Genomic DNA, 17,096 nt, shown 5'->3' with positions numbered 1-17,096 from the left:
CGGGGGGCTTACATCCTGCGCAGCCAGTCGTCGATCTTGCGTTCGGCGTCTTCCTTGCTGTCGCCGTATTTCGTCTGCATCAGGCCGACCATCTGGTCACGCTTGCCGGCGACCCGGTCCAGTTCGTCATCGGTCAGGTCCCCCCACATCTCGCGGGCCTTGCCCTTCATCTCGGTCCAGCGTCCAGCGATCTGATCCCAGTTCATGGCATATCCTTTCTGCTTTTGCGTCAGACACTTGGCTAACGCATCAGCGCAAGGATGGTTCCCCGCTCAGGCCGCCTCGGGGACCTTTGCCGGATCAATCGTGCCTTGCCGCACCGTGAAGCCGACCGAGAATTCCAGCAGATCGCCATCCCGTTCCAATGCCGACTCGCCGTCCAGCTGGCGCACGAAACCGCGGATCAGCCGGGCGGCGATCACCTCGGGCGCGCTGCCGCCGGTGCCGGTCAGCCGCACCTCGGCCGATTGCGGGCCGGATACGCAAAGCACGGCGGCCTTGCCCGGCTCGGCCCTAAGCCGCACGCGAACCCGCAGGGGCGAGGCATCTGCCGCATCGGCCAGAAAGGCCGCCAGCACCTCGGCCAGCAGCAGCGCCAGCGGAACCGCCTGATGGGTCGCAAGTGGCAGGGGGGTCAGGTCCGTCTCGATGGTCGTGGTGCGCCCGCTGCGGGAATGCAGCATGTCGACCTTGGCGATCACCTCGGCGATCAGCTCGTCCACCGCCACCTCGGGGCTGCCCGCGATGCGGTAAAGGCCAAGGTGGACGGTCGACAGGCTCATCACCCGTTCCAGCAGGTTTTCCAGCACCTGGCGCACCGCATCGTCGGGGTTCTCGCGCAGATGCATCCGCAGGATCGAGGCGATGAGCTGCAAGCTGTTGCCGGTGCGGTGATGCACCTCGCGCAGCAGTTCGGCCTTCTGGTGCAGCAGGTTTTCCAGATCGGCCTCGTCGCGCAGGATGGTTTCGGTCATGGCGCCATAGACCTCGGCCAGTTCGGCGATTTCGGCAGGCGGGTCCACCAGGTCGGGCCGCGGGCGCAGCCGTGCGCCGGCGGCAAAGGCGGTCATCGCGGCAGACAGGCTGCGAATATGGCGGATCACCAGGCGTTCGGCCGCAAAGGCCGCAGCCAGCAGCCCGGACAGCACCATCAGCCCGGCGAGCAGCCAGGGCGCGACCGACGGGTTGATCATGGCGGCATTGTTCGCGGGCGACCAGATCCCCAGCAGATACAGCTCTGGCGTGATCGGCGCCACGGCATAGACCCGCTGTTCGCCGGACGGGCCAAAGTTGCTCAGCGTATGCGCGCCAGCGCGGGCCAGACCGGCCAGCGTCTGGCCCGCCGGCAGCAAGGCCGACGTCTGGTCCAGGGGCACGGTATGGGTCAGGATCGTGCCGTCATTGTCAAAGGTGATCAGCGCCACGGGCGTCTCGCTCAGCGTATCGCGTTGCACCGTATCGGGCGCCACGATCGCCTGATGCGGCACAGAAATGCTGACAATGCCCAGCTGCTTGCCCCCCGGCCCGAAGACCGGCTCGCTGACGCCCAGAACCGCATAGCCGGACACCGGGCCCCCGGGGTTCAGCACCAGCCGCGGCTCGGGCACCTCGGTCAGGCGGGCAAAGAACGGGTTGCCGCCAAAGTCATGGCTGCGCCCGCCCGAGGCACAGATCATCTGGCCGGACAGCGGGACATAGGCGATCAGCGAAAAATCGGGGTAGGCGCGGGCGGCGGCGTCCATCTTGCGGATGCAGGCGTCGGTGTCGCCAATCGTCTCGGGCATCATCTGCGCAAGGGTGCGCGCCAGTGTCCGCGCCGCGCCGATCAGCTGGATTTCCTGTTGTGCGGCCTGCACCGTTCGGGCCATCGCGGCGCGGGACAGGCTGTCGCTGGCCTCGTTGACCAGCGTGCGGGTCTGCATTGCGGTCAGAATGACCAGCGGCAGCAGGGCCACGATGTTCACAATGGCAAGGCGCCGGACAAGTCCGGCGCCAAACCTTCCAAGGCGGACTGCGCTCATGCCGCGATGACGGATGAACGGCTCAGGACGGCGGCTGTTCCTCCATCGGCATCGGGCAACATGTCTTCGCCTTCGGCAAGGCCCATCAGCTCGGCCAGACGCTTGCGGGCGCGGCTGGTGCGGCTTTTGACCGTGCCGACGGCCACGCCCATCATCTCGGCCGCTTCCTCGCAGCTGTAGCCCGAGGCGCCGACCAGAACCAGAACCTCGCGGTGTTCCGGGGAAAGCTGGTCAAAGGCGCGCTCGAAATCCTTGAAGGCCAGGCGGCCATCGTGATCGGGCTTGTCGAACTGGCTGGCGGCGTGAATGCCGTCGCTGTCCTGGACCTCGCGGCGCGACTTGCGCAGCGCCGAATAGAAGGTGTTGCGCAAGATGGTGAACAGCCAGGCCTCGAGCTTGGTCGCAGGGTCGAACTTGTCCATGTTCGACCAGGCCTTGAGCAGCGTTTCCTGCACCAGATCGTCGGCCTGCGCCCCGTTGCGGCACAGGCTGAGCGCAAAGGCGCGCAGGCTGGGCACCAGTGTCACCAGCTGATCGCGCGGATCGCCGCCCCCTGAAGCTGTCATTGCTGCGACTCCTTGGCCTTCAGCTGCGCCAGAAGTTCCACGAAGCGGTCAGGCACCTCTTCGGTCAGGGCCTGCTGGTAGACCCGCTTGAGGTTTTCGTCGATCTGCGTCTTGATCGCCGACGACCGCGCGCCGGTCTTGGGATTTACGGGCTTCATAGTCAGATTCCTGCCATTCATTGGGAACCAAACGCCACAGCCCGCGTTCGGTTCCAGAAGAAATGCAAATCTGGAGATGTTTTTCATGGCGCTGACAGGAAATTCCCCGGTGTCCACCGCAGTGGCCACCCATCTTCCGTATCTGCGTCGCTATGCCCGTGCGCTGACCGGCAACCAGACCAGCGGCGATCGCTACGCGCTGTCGACGCTGGAGACGGTTCTGGCCGACCCCTCGCTGATCCCCGAGGCGGGTGTCGCCAAGGTGGCGCTGTTTCGCGTGCTGCATGCCGTCTGGTCCAGCTCTGGCGCTCCGGTGGCCGAGGCGGACAACGGTGTCACCGCCGCCGCGCAGGCCCATCTGTCGCGCCTGACCCCCAACTCGCGCGAGGCCCTGCTGCTGCACACGCTCGAAGGGTTCACGACCGGCGAAATCGGCCAGATCATCGGGTCCGATGCCGACGAGGCCGCAGCCCTGATCGACCGGGCGGTGGCCGAGATGGAAAGCTCGATCCGCGGCAAGGTGCTGGTGATCGAGGACGAGGCGATCATCGCCATGGATCTGTCCGCCATCGTCGAGGACATGGGCCATTCGGTCACCGGCATTGCGCGCACCCGGTCTCAGGCGGTGCGGCTGGCCGGGCAGGAACGGCCCGATCTGATCCTGGCCGATATCCAGCTGGCCGACAATTCCTCGGGGATCGACGCGGTGAACGACATTCTGGGCGACTTCACCGATCTGCCGGTGATCTTCATCACCGCCTTCCCGGAACGCCTGTTGACCGGCGAACGGCCAGAGCCGGCCTTCCTGATCAACAAGCCCTATTCCGAGGAACAGGTGCGTTCGGCGGTCAGTCAGGCGATGTTCTTCGCCTCGACCGAGACGTTGATGACCTGATCGGACCCTTGGTTGTGACATGATCTGAACCAAATCCGGATTGGTTGCATAAATTTTGTGCAAAACGGGGCCATTTCAGGCCTCGTTTTCGTGTTTCTACAGAACATATGCAAATTTCTGCTTTTCATGGCCTGAGATTGGTTTCAGATTGATCGAACCAATATGAAAATGGTTCGCAACAGTGCTCACCTCGGCTGACACGCAATCCAGGGATGCCAACTCCGCGCTGGAAGAGCTGCGGCACCTGATCGCGTCGCCCGAATGGGCGCAGGACGGCGGCAAGCTGCCGACCGAACGGGCCTTGACCCAGCGGCTTGGGATTGGCCGCCACGCCCTGCGCCGCGCGCTGGAGGTGCTCGAGGCCGAAGGGCTGATCTGGCGCAAGCAAGGCGCGGGCACCTTTGTCGGCAGCCGGCAAGAGGTGCTGGCCGAACAGATCTCGGCCACCATCCCGCGCGCGACCTATGACGAGGTGATGGAGGTCCGCCTGAGGCTGGAGCCGCAGATCGCCCAGCTGGCCGCCCTGCGCGCCGACGATGCCGACGTGGCCCGCATGATCGAGCTGAACCGCCGCAGCATCGAGGCAAGCGACCCCGAAAGCTGCGAGCTGTGGGACGGCGCCTTTCACCGTCAGATCGCCGTCGCCGCGCGCAATCCGATGTTCCTGACCCTGTTCGACATCATGAACCGGGTGCGGCAGGAAAAGGCCTGGCAGATCGTGCGCGACCTTGCGCGCGAGGGTGGCGCGACCGCTGCCAGCGTCAGCAACCAGCACGTCGCGATCATCGAGGCGATCGACGCCCGCGATCCGGCCCGCGCGGGGGCTGCCATGCGCGAACACCTGCTTGATCTTCAGATGCGGCTTTTGCGCCGTCTTACCTCGTTTGACCCTGTCACATCGCCTGTCCCTACGGAGGATACCCTGAAATGAGCTGGAAAACCCTAGCCACCACGGCACTTGCCGGGTGCCTGTTCGCCTTTGCCGGTCAGGCCGCCGATCTGCGCATCGCGCTGCAGGACGACCCCGACATGCTGGACCCGGCGCAGTCGCGGTCCTTCGTCGGGCGGATCGTCTATGCCTCGCTGTGCGACAAGCTGGTCGACATCAACGAGAACGTCGAATTCGTGCCGATGCTGGCGACCGACTGGTCGACCTCGGAAGATGGCCTCAAGCTGGTGATGAACCTGCGCGAGGGCGTCAAGTTCCACGACGGCGAGCCGATGAATGCCGAGGCGGTGGTCTATACCATCACCCGCAACATGACCCTGCCGGAAAGCCGCCGCAAATCGGAACTGTCCTCGGTGGAAAAGGTCGAGGCGACCGGCCCGCTGCAAGTGACCTTCACGCTGAAAAAGCCCGATGCCTCGCTGGTGGCGCAGCTGTCGGACCGTGCGGGCATGATCGTCTCGCCCAAGGCGGCCGAGGCGGCTGGCGCGAACTTTGGTGCGAACCCGGTCTGCGCCGGCCCGTTCAAGTTCGTCGAGCGCGTGGCGCAAGACCGTATCGTGCTGGAAAAGTTCGCCGACTACTGGGATGCCGGCAACTATCATGTCGACCGCGTGACCTATGTGCCGATCCCGGACTCGACCGTGCGCCTTGCCAACCTGCGTTCGGGTGATGTGCAGCTGGTGGACCGCATTGCCGCGACCGATGCTGCCACCGTGCAGGGTGATGCAAGCCTTGGCTATGCCGAGGCCGTCGGTCTGGGCAGCATGGGCATGTATGTGAACATGGCCAACGGCGAGAACGGCAAGAAGCCGATGGGCCAGTCCAAGGCGCTGCGTCAGGCGTTTTCCATGGCCATCGACCGCGAGGCGATCAACCAGGTCGTGTTCTCGGGCACCGCACTTGCGGGCAACCAGCCCTGGCCGCCCACCTCGCCGTGGTACAACAAGGACATCCCCGTCCAGCCGCGCGACATCGAAAAGGCCAAGGCGCTGGTCAAGGAAGCGGGCTTTGACCGCGTTGCGGTGACGCTCAAGCACCACAACAACCCGGTCGTCACCCAGACCATGCAGATGATCCAGGCGATGGTGGCCGAGGCGGGCTTTGACGTCTCGCTGATCTCGACCGAATTTGCGACGCTGCTGAACAACCAGTCCACCGGCGATTACGAGATGACCCGTTCCGACTGGTCGGGCCGTGCGGACCCGGATGGCAACGTGCATCAGTTCTACCATTCCAAGGGTGGTCTGAACGACATGAAGTATTCCAACCCCGAGGTCGACAAGCTGCTGGATGCGGCCCGCGCCTCGTCCGATCCGGCGACCCGCAAGGCCAGCTACAACGCCTTTGCCGCGATCGTCACTGACGAGCTGCCGATCATCACCTTCGGACACCAGAAGTTCCTCTATGGCTTCACCGCCAAGCTGAAGGGCTTCGAGGCCTATCCCGATGCGATGATCCGTCTGCGCGGCGTGACGCTGGACAACTGATCTGATCGCCGCCCCTTCGGGGGCGGCGCCTTTCGCGGAACGGCGCCCATGCATATCTTCATCGCCAAGCGGCTGCTGGTGGCCATTCCCACGCTGCTGCTGGTTTCCATCTTCGTCTTCTTCCTGCAAAAGCTGCTGCCCGGCGATCCGGTCATGGCGTTGGCAGGCGAGGAACGTGACCCCGTGGTTCTGGCTGAACTGCGCGAGCGCTATGGCTTCAACGATCCGCTGCCGGTGCAATATGTGCGCTGGGTGGTCGCGGCGGCGCAGGGCGATCTGGGCATCTCGCTGCGCACCGGCCAGCCGGTGCTGGAACTGATCGCGCAAAAGCTGCCGGTGACGATCCAGCTGGCCATCATGGCGCTGGCCATCGCCTTTTGCCTGGGGGTTCCGGCCGGGATCTATGCCGCAGTGCGCAAGCGAAGGTTCGCGGACCATGCCGTCAACTTCCTTGCGCTGGCTTCGCTTTCAATACCGAATTTCTGGCTGGGGATCATGCTGATCCTGCTGGTGTCGGTGAACCTGCAATGGCTGCCGGCCTCGGGCTATGTCTCGCCTTGGGAAAACCTTGGGCTCTCGCTCAAGACGATGATCATGCCCGCGGTGGTGCTGGGAACCGGGCTGTCGGCGACGCTGCTGCGCCATACCCGGTCGTCCATGATGGGCGTTCTGAAATCCGACTATATCCGCACCGCACGGGCCAAGGGGCTGTCAGGCCGCACCGTGGTTCTGGGCCATGCCTTCCGCAATGCGGTGCTGCCGGTCATCACCCTGACTGCGCTGCTGTTCGGTGAATTGCTGGCCGGTGCCGTGCTGACCGAACAGATCTTCACCATTCCCGGTTTCGGCAAGCTGATCGTCGATGCCGTGTTCACCCGCGATTATGCGGTCGTCCAGGGCGTCGTGCTGTGCACCGCGACCGGCTTCATCTTGCTGAACCTGGTGGCCGATGTGCTGTATGTCCTGCTCAACCCCCGTCTGAGGTCGCAGCTATGACCGATGCCGCCGTTCCCGCCCGCAAGGGCTCGCGTGCCTGGCGCTCGCTGCGCCGCAACCCCTCGGCCATCGTGGGCGCGGTGATCGTGATCCCGATCATCTTGCTGGCGGTCTTTGCGCCGCTGCTGCCGATTGCCGATCCCACGGCGACCAGCTGGACGGCGATCCGCCTGCCGCCCTCGGCGCAATACTGGCTGGGCACCGACGAGATTGGCCGGGACATCCTGTCGCGCATGATCTGGGGCGCCCGTGCCTCGTTGCTGGCGGGGGTGATCTCGGTCGCCATCGCGCTGGTGACGGGGGTGCCGCTGGGCCTGCTGGCCGGGTATTTCGGCGGCTGGGTCGACATGGTGATTTCCCGCATCACCGAGGCGCTGCTGGCCATGCCCTTCCTGATCATGGCCATCGCGCTGGCGGCCTTTCTGGGCCCGTCTCTGACCAATGCGATGATCGCGATCGGCCTGTCGGCCATGCCCATCATCATCCGCCTGACGCGCGGGCAGGTGCTGGCCGTCAAGGCCGAGGATTATGTCGAAGGCGCCCGGGCCGTCGGGCTGAACCATGTGGAAATCATGGGGCGCTATATTCTGCCGAACATCGTGCCGCCGATCATCGTGCAGGCCACGCTGACCGTGGCCACCGCGATCATTGCCGAGGCATCGCTTTCGTTCCTTGGCCTTGGCCAGCAGGCCCCTGCGCCCAGCTGGGGATCCATGCTGAACACGGCCAAGAACTTTCTGACCCAGGCGCCGACCTATGCGCTGTTTCCCGGCCTTGCGATCTTTCTGGTCGTCGTGGGCTTCAACCTGCTTGGCGATGGCCTGCGCGAGGCGCTTGACCCGCGCGAGAACTGACGGACGACATACATGACCACTTTCACCACCCGCCCCGAGATTACCGGCACCTTCGGCGTCGTGACCTCGACCCACTGGATTCCCACGGCTGTCGGCATGGCAATCCTGGAAAAGGGCGGCAACGCCTTTGACGCCGCCGTTGCCACCGCCATGACGCTGATCGTGGTCGAGCCGCACCTGAACGGTCTGGGCGGCGACATGCCGGCGGTGATCTATTCGGCCGACAAGGGCAAGGTGCAGGTGATCTGCGGCCAGGGCCCGGCGCCTGCCGGTGCCACCATCGCGCATTACAAAGCCGAAGGGATCGACATCATTCCGGGCGATGGCCTGCTGGCCACCGTCATTCCCGGCGCCTTCGATGGCTGGATGCTGATGCTGCGCGACTATGGCACCATGACCGTGCGCGAGGTGCTGGAGCCTGCGATCGGCTATGCCCGCGATGGTCACCCGATGCTGCCGCGCGTCGCGAACCAGATCCGCGATCTGGCGGATTTCATGCGCGACGAATGGCCGACCTCGTATGAAACCTGGGTGCCGGGGGGCAAGCTGCCCAAGGCCGGTGCGCTGTTCCGCAACCCCGATCTGGCCCGCACCTGGACCCGCATCGTCGAGGCGGCCGAAAAGGCCACGGGGCGCGAGGCGCAGATCGACGCCGCGCGCGATGCGTTCTACCGCGGCTTCGTGGCCGAAGAGATGGCCCAGTGGCTGAAGACCGCCGAGGTGATGGATGCCTCGGGCCGCAAGCACAAGGCGGTGCTGAGCGCGGCCGACATGGCCGGCTATGCCGCCCATGTCGAGGATCCGCTGACCTATGATTACGGCGACTGGACGCTGTGCAAACAAGGTCCGTGGGGGCAGGGGCCGGTCTTTGCCCAGACCCTTGCGCTGCTCAAGCACACCAACATCGCGCAGATGGACCCGACGGGCGAGGAATTCGTCCATACGGTCATCGAGGCGATGAAGCTCGCCTTTGCTGACCGCGAGGTCTATTACGGCGACCCCGACTTTGCCACGGTCCCGGTGGATCACCTGCTGTCGGACGATTACAACCGCGAACGCGCCAAGCTGATCGGCAGCACCGCCTCGCTGGAGCTGCGCCCCGGCACCGTGCCTGGCTATGAGGATCAGGTTGCGCGCACCATGGCGATGCTGTCGGGGCAAACGGGGGGCGCGGTCTATGAACCCACCATGGCGCATCTGGCGAATGCCGCCGACAAGCCCACGGAAAAGCGCGGCGATACCTGCCATCTGGATGTGATCGACCGCTGGGGCAACATGGTCGCGGCGACCCCTTCGGGCGGCTGGCTGCAAAGCTCGCCCATCATTCCGGGCCTTGGGTTCTGCCTGAACAGCCGCGCCCAGATGTTCTGGCTGCAAGAGGGGCTGCCCACCTCGCTGGCGCCGGGCAAGCGGCCGCGCACTACGCTGACGCCCTCGATCGCGCTGCTGGGCGGCAAGCCGACGCTGGCCTTTGGCACGCCGGGCGGCGATCAGCAGGACCAGTGGCAGATCAGCTTCTTCCTGCGCTATGTCCACCACGCGCTGAACCTGCAACAGGCGGTGGACATGCCGCTGTTCCACAGCTCGCACTTCCCGGCCTCGTTCCACCCGCGCACGATGGATCCCGGCGTGATGATGATCGAGGACCGCATCGGTGAAGCCGCCATCGAGGCGCTGCGCGCCCGTGGTCACAAGGTGGTGGTTGCCGGGTCCTGGGACATCGGCCGCCTGACCGCCGCGCGCCGCGATGCCGATGGCCTGCTGCGCGCCGCTGCCACCCCCCGCCTGATGCAGGCCTACGCTGCCGGCCGATAAGCCGAAAGGACGCGCCCGTGACCGCCCCCATCCTGTCTGTCCGCAACCTGACCACCGCCTTCCGCACCGAGGACGGCTGGCGCGAGGTCGTGCGCAACATCGGCTTTGACATCCGCGCCGGCGAGACGGTGGCGGTCGTGGGGGAATCCGGCTCGGGCAAGTCGGTGACCTCGTTGTCCATCATGCGGCTGCTGGATCCGCACCAGTCCCGCATCTCGGGGCAGGTGCTGGTCAACGGGCGCAACCTGCTGGATCTGACCGAAGGCCAGATGCAGGACGTTCGCGGCAACGAGATCGCCATGATCTTCCAGGAACCGATGACCTCGCTGAACCCGGCCTATACCGTGGGCCGCCAGATCGCCGAGGTGCTGACCCGCCACAAGGGCATGGACCGCGCGCAGGCCCGCACCGCCGCCATCGCCATCATGGAACGCGTGCGCATTCCAAACCCGGATCGCCGGTTCGACCAGTATCCGCACGAATTTTCCGGCGGGATGCGCCAGCGCGTGATGATTGCCATGGCGCTGGCGGCGCGGCCGAAACTGCTGATCGCGGATGAACCGACGACGGCGCTGGACGTGACCATTCAGGGCCAGATCCTTGATCTGATCAAGGAATTGCAGGCCGAATACGGCATGGCCGTGCTGTTCATCACGCATGACATGGGCGTTGTGGCGGAAATCGCGGATCGCACCGTGGTGATGTTCCGCGGCGATCAGGTGGAAACCGGCACGACCGATCACATCTTCCGCCGCGCCGATCACCCCTATTCGCGCGCGCTGCTGGCCGCCGTGCCCGCCCTTGGCGCGATGGAAGGCCAGGCCCAGCCCCTCCGCTTTCCGCGCGTCGACATGGCCAGCGGCGCCATTGCCCCCTTGCCGCCCATGGCCCGGCCGGTGGACCGTTCCGTCCCGCCGCTGCTGTCGGTGCAGAACCTTGTGACCCGGTTCGATGTCAAGGCGGGCCTTCTGAACCGCCCGGTCAGCGCCGTTCACGCGGTCGAAGGCGTCAGCTTCGATCTGTGGGCCGGCGAGACGCTGGCGCTGGTCGGCGAATCCGGCTGTGGCAAGTCGACGACCGGACGGTCGATCATGCGGCTGGTCGAACCGCGCGGCGGCGCGATCACCCTGCAAGGTCAGGACGTGCTGGCGCTGAAGGGCGCGCCGATGCAGGCAATGCGGCGCGACATCCAGATGATCTTCCAGGATCCCTTCTCCTCGCTCAACCCGCGCATGACCGTTGGGCAGGCGGTGGCCGAGCCGCTGGTCAAGCACGGCATTGCCCGCGGCAAGGCCGCCCGTGCCAGGGCGGGCGAGTTGCTGGAACAGGTCGGCCTGTCGCCGGCGATGATGGACCGCTACCCGCATGAATTTTCGGGTGGCCAGCGCCAGCGCGTCGCCATCGCCCGCGTTCTGGGGCTGGAGCCCAAGCTGATCGTGGCCGACGAATCCGTCTCGGCGCTGGATGTGTCGATCAAGGCGCAGGTCTGCAACCTTTTGATGGACTTGCAGGAACGGCTGGGGATTTCTTTCCTGTTCATCAGCCACGACATGGCGGTCGTCGAACGCATCAGCCACCGCGTCGCCGTGATGTATCTGGGCGAGATCGTCGAGATCGGCAGCCGCGAGGCGGTGTTCGGCAACCCCCAGCACCCCTATACGCAAAAGCTGATCGCCGCGGTTCCGGTGCCCGACCCCGACCGCCGCCTGCTGCGCCGCAACACGCCCATCGACGAGCTGAAAAGCCCGGTCCGCCCGCTGGATTACCAGCCGCCGAAACGCGAATGGCGCGAGGTGGGGCAGGATCATCTGGTGATGGTCTGAGTTTCGTGTCAGGCTGACCCCGAAAGGGAGCCCTGCCATGAATCGTCCCGATCTGCCGATGACCGGCGCATGCCGCTGCGGCCACACGCGCATTCGCATTGTCGCCGCCCCGTTCATGACGGCCGCCTGCCACTGCAGCGGTTGCCAGAAGATGTCGGCCAGCGCCTATTCCCTGACCGCGATGATCGCGCCCGACGCGATGGAGGTGATCGAGGGGGACACCGTCATCGGCGGGCTGAAGACGCCCGGGCAGGACCACCACTTCTGCCCGCATTGCTTCAGCTGGATGTTCACCCGCATCCAGATGGGCGGCAACAGCTTCCTCAACCTGCGCCCGACCATGCTGGACGATGCCTCATGGTTCGAGCCCTTCATCGAGACGATGACGGCCGAGTGTCTGCCATGGGCCACCACCCCGGCGCGGCACAGCTACCAGGGCTTTCCCGACATGTCCGAATTCCCCGCGCTGATGGCCGGGTTTGCCGCGGCGCAGGTCTAGGCCAGCCGCGCCGCCAGCCGCTGCGAGATGATCGCGCAGACCACCAGTTGCAGCAGGTGGAACACCATCAGCGGCAGCACCACCAACGAGATATCCTGACCGGCGAACAGGATCCCGGCCATCGGCAGGCCGGTCGCCAGGCTTTTCGTCGATCCGCAATAGAACAGCGACACCAGATCCTCGCGCGGCATTCCGGCGGCCCGGCCCGCGCCCAGCGAAATGCCCATGGCAATCGCCAGCATGACGGCGCAGACCGCGATGATCGTCAGCAGCGCGCCGGGCGAGACCACCTGCCAGATGCCGTTGACCACCCCGGCCGAAAACGCCGAATAGACGATCAGCAGGATCGAGCCGCGATCCACGATCATCGTCGGAAACTTGTAGCGGTGCAGGAAATCGGCCAGCAGCGGCCGGCACAGCTGCCCGACGGCAAAGGGCAACAGGATCTGCTGCACGATCTTCCACACCGCCGAAGGATCGACGCCATAGCCCGTCCCCGACGGGATCAGCACCGCAAACAGCAGGGGCGACAAGATCACGCCCACAAGGTTCGAGATCGACGCCGCACAGACCGCCCCCGCCACATTCCCCCCCGAGACCGAGGTAAAGGCGATCGAACTTTGCACCGTCGACGGCAGGCAGCCGATATACAGGAACCCGACCCCGATGGCCGTCGGCAACCACTGGATCACCACCGGCTTGATCGCCAGCCCCAGCAGCGGAAACAGCGCAAAGGTGCACAGCAGCACGCCGATCTGCAGCCGCCAGTTGGCAAAGCCCGACACGATGGTCTTGGTCGACAGCTTGGCGCCATACAGAAAGAACAGCAGCGCCACGACCCAATAGGTCACCGGCTTCAGCGCCGCCGCGAAATCCCCCCGCGCCGGGGCAAAGGTTGCCAGCAGCACGGTCAGGATCAGCAGCATCATGTAGCGATCCAGCCCGAAACGCCTCAGGTTGGCTTCGACGGTGGCAAGCGACATGGGCGCTCCTTGCGAATGGGTTCACATGCGATGTATACTTCGCCGCGCACATATCATCATTCCGTATGCAATCCAACTGGAATTCCCGGATGTCCGAAACAACTGCCCTGCGGCTGGCCGACCAGATCAGCGAGGCGATCCTGAACGGCGAATTCCCCCCCGGCACCCGGCTGGAAGAGGCCGCCCTTGCCGCCCGCTATGGCCTGTCGCGCACCCCCGTGCGCGAGGCACTGGCCGAGGTCTGCGCCCGCGGCCTTGCCGACCGCCGCCCCTATCGCGGCGTCGAGGTGGTGGCCCCCGACCGAGCCGCCCTGCTGGACCGGTTCGAGGCGCTGGCCGAGGTCGAGGCCCTGTGCGCCCGCCTTGCCGCCCATCGCATCACGCTCGAAGGCGCGCTGCAGCTCGACGATTGCCTTGGGCGGATGGCAGAGGCCGATCCCGATGCCTATCGCCAGCTCAATGCCGAACTGCACGACCTGATCGGCACCCTGGCCGGAAACGCCGAACTGATGCGCATGACCCAAAGCCTGCGCACGCGGCTGGAAATCATCCGCCGCGCCCAGTTGCGCCGCCCCGACCGGATGCGCCGCTCGCTGGACGAACACCGCGCCCTGGTCGCCGCGATCTGCAACCGCCAGGCTGACCATGCCGCCGACCTGATGCGCGGCCACCTGCGCGCCGCCGCGGCCGAGCTGCTGGCATTGCTGGATGCGCAAGGCTGATTGTCTTTCGCCTTGATCCAAATATCCCGGGGGGCCGCGGGTCCGGCGCCAGCCCGCGCATCACCGGCCATGGGGGCAGCGCCCCCCTAGGCGCCGGCGCCGATATGATCCGGGTTCTGCGCCGTCCACTCCCTGAGCCAGCGCTTCGGCGCCGCCGCCTGCCATTCCCGCAGCAGCCGTGCCCGCGCCCAGCCAGGGTCGATCCGCCCGCCCCGCACCAGCACCAGCGCATGGGCGGCGTAATGCGGGTGCAGAAAGAACGTCTCCGGATCGGCCGCCATCAACATCTCTCGCTCGTCCCGATCCGCCCGGAACACCGCCGCATCTTCCAGCGGCGACCACCAGCACCACATCTTGCCATGCGCCTTCAGCGCCTCGTGGCCCCAGGGATGTTCGACCGTCACGCGCGGCAGATCCAGCGACAGGGCCAGCGCCTTCAGCTCTGGCCAGTCGCGGATCATCAATGCGCCTCGGCCCAGTTGGCGCCGCGCCCGGCATCGACCACCAGCGGCACGTCCAGATGCACGGCAGGGGCGGCCGCGCCCTCCATCACCGCCTTGACGCGGGCGATGGTGTCATCGACCGCTGCGGCCTCGACTTCGAACAGCAATTCGTCATGGACCTGCAACAGCATGGTCGCAGGCAGGCCGGCGATTGCCTCGGGCATCCGCACCATGGCGCGGCGGATGATGTCGGCCGCTGTCCCCTGGATCGGCGCGTTGATCGCCGCGCGGCGGGCAAAGCCGGCGCCGGGGCCGCGCGCATTGATCTCGGGCGTGTGGATGCGCCGGCCGAACAGGGTGCGCACATGGCCATGTTCCTTCGCAAAGGCGATGGTGTGGTCCATGTATTCGCGGATCCCCGGAAAGCGCTCGAAATAGCGGTCGATGAACCCCTGCGCCTCGGCCCGCGGGATCCGCAGGTTGCGCGCCAGCCCAAAGCCCGAGATCCCGTAGATCACGCCAAAGTTGATCGCCTTGGCCTGCCGGCGGATCATCGGATCCATCCCCTCGATCGGCACGCTGAACATCTCGGATGCTGTCATCGCGTGAATGTCGAGGCCATCGCGGAACGCCTGTTTCAGCGCCGGAATATCCGCGATATGCGCCAGGATGCGCAGCTCGATCTGGCTATAGTCCAGGCTGAGCAGCACCTTCCCCTCGGGCGCGACAAAGGCTTGGCGGATCCGCCGCCCTTCCTCGGTTCGCACGGGAATGTTCTGCAAGTTCGGATCGGTCGAGGCCAGCCGCCCTGTGTTCGCCCCCGCGATGGAATAGCTGGTGTGCACCCGCCCCGTCTCGGGGTTGATCGCCTCTTGCAGCGTGTCGGTGTAGGTGGATTTCAGCTTGGCGATCTGGCGCCAGTCCAGCACCCGCGCCGCCAGCCGCGCGCCCTGCGGGTGGCTGTCCTCCAGCGTCGTCACATCCTCCAGCACATCGGCGCCGGTGGCATAGGCGCCGGTCTTGCCCTTTTCGCCGCCCGGCACGCCCATGCGGTCGAACAGCACCTCGCCCAACTGCTTGGGGGAACCCACGTTGAACTTCTCGCCGGCGATCTCGTGGATTTCTTCTTCCAGCTGCACCAGCTTTTGCGCGAATGCATTGGACATGCGGGCCAGAACATCGCGATCCACCCGGATCCCGGCCATTTCCATGTCGGCCAGCACGGGCACCAGCGGGCGCTCCAGCGTCTCGTAGACCGTGGTCACATGCGCCAGATGCAGCTGGGGGCGGAACTTCTGCCAGAGCCGCAAGGTGATGTCGGCATCCTCGGCGGCGTATTTCGACGCTTCGGCCACATCCACCTTGTCAAAGGTCACGGCCGATTTGCCGCCCCCCAGCAAGGATTTGATCGGAATCGGAATATGGCCCAGATACTGCTCGGACAGCAGATCCATGCCATGCCCGTGCAGGCCCGCATGCATCGCATAGCTTTGCAACATGGTATCCTCGATCGGCGCAACACGAATGCCATGCCGGGCGAAGATCTTCATGTCGTATTTCATGTTCTGCCCGATCTTCAGGACAGACCCATCCTCCAGCACCGGCCGCAACAGCGCCAGCGCGCGGCCCATGTCCATCTGCCCCTCGGTCCGCGTGGCCGCCCCGAACAGATCCCCGCCCCCGGTCACATGACCCAGCGGGATATAGGCCGCCCGCCCCGGTGCCAGCGCCAGCGAAACGCCAACCAGCTCTGCCCGCATCTCGTCAAGGCTGGTGGTCTCGGTATCCACCGCAACAAAGCCCTGCTCCACCGCAGCCGCCAGCCATTGCGACAGCGTGGCCTCGTCGCGGATGGTGACATAGGCGCCTTGATCAAACGGCACCGAGGGCGCGGCTTCGGGCGGCGGGGCATGGTCGTCGCTGGCCGCCATGTCGGCGGAAATCGCCGGGGCCTCGATCTTCAGCCGCTCGGCGATCCGCTTGGTCAGGCTGCGGAACTCCATCCGGGTCAGGAATTCCATCAATTCCTCGGCCACCGGCTCGCGCACTTCCAGATCATCCAGCGTCACCGGCAAGGGCGTGTCATCCTTCAGCCGCACCAGCTCGCGCGAGATGCGAATCTGGTCGGCAAAGTCGATCAGCGTCTGCCGCCGCTTGGGCTGCTTGATCTCGGCCGCGCGGGCCAGCAGGCTGTCCAGATCGCCATACTCCTGAATAAGCAGCGCTGCGGTCTTCAGCCCGATCCCCGGCGCGCCAGGCACATTGTCGACCGAATCCCCGGCCAGCGATTGCACATCGACCACGCGGTCGGGGCCGACACCGAACTTTTCCTCGACCTCGGCCAGCCCCATGGCGCGGTTCTTCATCGGATCGAACATCTCGACCCCGCCGCCCACCAGCTGCATCAGATCCTTGTCCGAGGAAATGATCGTGCACCGCCCCCCCGCCTCGCGCGCCTGACGGGCCAGCGTGGCGATGATGTCGTCGGCCTCAAAGTCCTTCACCTCGATGGCCGGCAGGTTGAAGGCCCGCGTCGCCTCGCGCGTCAGGGGAAACTGCGGGCGCAGATCCTCGGGCGGCGGCGGGCGGTTGGCCTTGTAGTCGGGGAAAATCTCGTTGCGAAAGGTCTTGGACGAATAGTCAAAGATCACCGCGACATGCGTTGGCGCATCCTTGCTGGACCCGTTCCCGTCCACATAGCGCGAGATCATGTTGCAAAACCCTGCAACCGCCCCCACCGGCAACCCGTCCGATTTGCGCGTCAGCGGCGGCAATGCGTGATAGGCCCGAAAGATATAGGCCGATCCGTCGATCAGATGCAGATGATGCCCCTTGCCGAATGCCATCGACGCCTCCTTGGCAACCCGGCGCGGGCTGCTTTGCCT

16 protein-coding genes are annotated in these 17,096 nt (G+C 65.6%); 9 read left to right on the top strand and 7 right to left on the bottom strand.

Annotation, left to right across the window (positions count from 1 at the left end; all coding sequences use genetic code 11):
* Positions 1–8 precede the first annotated feature (8 nt).
* The 4 genes from G481_RS0107640 to G481_RS25825 form a co-directional block, all read right to left on the bottom strand.
* Positions 9–206: a CsbD family protein gene (locus G481_RS0107640; protein ID WP_028029504.1), complete on the bottom strand. Its 198-nt coding sequence runs from the start codon at positions 204–206 to the stop codon at positions 9–11.
* A 66-nt stretch (positions 207–272) separates the two neighbouring features.
* Positions 273–2,021 (bottom strand): sensor histidine kinase, encoded by a 1,749-nt coding sequence (locus G481_RS0107635; RefSeq protein WP_028029503.1) that lies wholly within the window; start codon positions 2,019–2,021, stop codon positions 273–275.
* Complete coding sequence (locus tag G481_RS0107630) at positions 2,018–2,587, bottom strand: RNA polymerase sigma factor (protein ID WP_028029502.1); 570 nt, start codon at positions 2,585–2,587, stop codon at positions 2,018–2,020. The genes G481_RS0107635 and G481_RS0107630 overlap by 4 nt, the downstream gene beginning before the upstream one ends.
* A complete protein-coding gene (locus G481_RS25825; protein ID WP_154664547.1) occupies positions 2,584–2,745 on the bottom strand; it encodes a NepR family anti-sigma factor in 162 nt (53 codons plus the stop codon). The genes G481_RS0107630 and G481_RS25825 overlap by 4 nt, the downstream gene beginning before the upstream one ends.
* 85 nt (positions 2,746–2,830) lie before the next feature.
* On the opposite strand from G481_RS25825, the gene G481_RS0107620 reads away from it, so the two are divergent.
* The 8 genes from G481_RS0107620 (at position 2,831) to G481_RS0107585 (ending at position 12,063) form a co-directional block, all read left to right on the top strand.
* Complete coding sequence (locus tag G481_RS0107620; RefSeq protein WP_028029501.1) at positions 2,831–3,640, top strand: response regulator; 810 nt, start codon at positions 2,831–2,833, stop codon at positions 3,638–3,640.
* A 181-nt stretch (positions 3,641–3,821) separates the two neighbouring features.
* Positions 3,822–4,571 (top strand): FadR/GntR family transcriptional regulator, encoded by a 750-nt coding sequence (locus G481_RS0107615; protein ID WP_028029500.1) that lies wholly within the window; start codon positions 3,822–3,824, stop codon positions 4,569–4,571.
* Positions 4,568–6,076 (top strand): ABC transporter substrate-binding protein, encoded by a 1,509-nt coding sequence (locus G481_RS0107610; protein WP_028029499.1) that lies wholly within the window; start codon positions 4,568–4,570, stop codon positions 6,074–6,076. The genes G481_RS0107615 and G481_RS0107610 overlap by 4 nt, the downstream gene beginning before the upstream one ends.
* A 48-nt stretch (positions 6,077–6,124) precedes the next feature.
* Positions 6,125–7,072, top strand: coding sequence for an ABC transporter permease (locus tag G481_RS0107605; RefSeq protein ID WP_028029498.1), 948 nt, complete (start codon positions 6,125–6,127; stop codon positions 7,070–7,072).
* Complete coding sequence (locus tag G481_RS0107600; RefSeq protein WP_028029497.1) at positions 7,069–7,926, top strand: ABC transporter permease; 858 nt, start codon at positions 7,069–7,071, stop codon at positions 7,924–7,926. The genes G481_RS0107605 and G481_RS0107600 overlap by 4 nt, the downstream gene beginning before the upstream one ends.
* 12 nt (positions 7,927–7,938) lie before the next feature.
* Positions 7,939–9,741 (top strand): gamma-glutamyltransferase family protein, encoded by a 1,803-nt coding sequence (locus tag G481_RS0107595; protein WP_028029496.1) that lies wholly within the window; start codon positions 7,939–7,941, stop codon positions 9,739–9,741.
* A 17-nt stretch (positions 9,742–9,758) separates the two neighbouring features.
* Positions 9,759–11,564 (top strand): ABC transporter ATP-binding protein, encoded by a 1,806-nt coding sequence (locus G481_RS0107590; protein WP_211235187.1) that lies wholly within the window; start codon positions 9,759–9,761, stop codon positions 11,562–11,564.
* 37 nt (positions 11,565–11,601) lie between these two features.
* Positions 11,602–12,063, top strand: coding sequence for a GFA family protein (locus tag G481_RS0107585; RefSeq protein ID WP_028029494.1), 462 nt, complete (start codon positions 11,602–11,604; stop codon positions 12,061–12,063).
* On the opposite strand, the gene G481_RS0107580 is transcribed toward G481_RS0107585, so the two are convergent.
* Complete coding sequence (locus G481_RS0107580) at positions 12,060–13,046, bottom strand: bile acid:sodium symporter family protein (RefSeq protein WP_028029493.1); 987 nt, start codon at positions 13,044–13,046, stop codon at positions 12,060–12,062. The two genes, G481_RS0107585 and G481_RS0107580, sit on opposite strands and share 4 nt — an antisense overlap.
* A gap of 89 nt (positions 13,047–13,135) precedes the next feature.
* Between G481_RS0107580 and G481_RS0107575 the strand changes: the two genes are divergently transcribed.
* On the top strand, positions 13,136–13,768 hold the full coding sequence (locus tag G481_RS0107575) for a GntR family transcriptional regulator (protein WP_028029492.1): 633 nt from the start codon (positions 13,136–13,138) through the stop codon (positions 13,766–13,768).
* 86 nt (positions 13,769–13,854) lie between these two features.
* On the opposite strand, the gene G481_RS23170 is transcribed toward G481_RS0107575, so the two are convergent.
* Both G481_RS23170 and polA read right to left on the bottom strand, forming a co-directional pair.
* Positions 13,855–14,229, bottom strand: a complete 375-nt coding sequence (locus G481_RS23170; RefSeq protein WP_051294376.1) for an MmcQ/YjbR family DNA-binding protein — start codon at positions 14,227–14,229, stop codon at positions 13,855–13,857.
* A complete protein-coding gene (gene polA / locus G481_RS0107565) occupies positions 14,229–17,057 on the bottom strand; it encodes a DNA polymerase I (RefSeq protein WP_028029491.1) in 2,829 nt (942 codons plus the stop codon). Before polA ends, G481_RS23170 begins: the two co-directional genes overlap by 1 nt.
* Positions 17,058–17,096: the final 39 nt, after the last annotated feature.

The organism is Gemmobacter nectariphilus DSM 15620 (genome assembly GCF_000429765.1).
Lineage (GTDB): Bacteria > Pseudomonadota > Alphaproteobacteria > Rhodobacterales > Rhodobacteraceae > Wagnerdoeblera > Wagnerdoeblera nectariphila.
The sequence above is the reverse complement of the archived record's forward strand: the minus strand, read 5'-3'. Positions and strand labels throughout refer to the sequence as shown.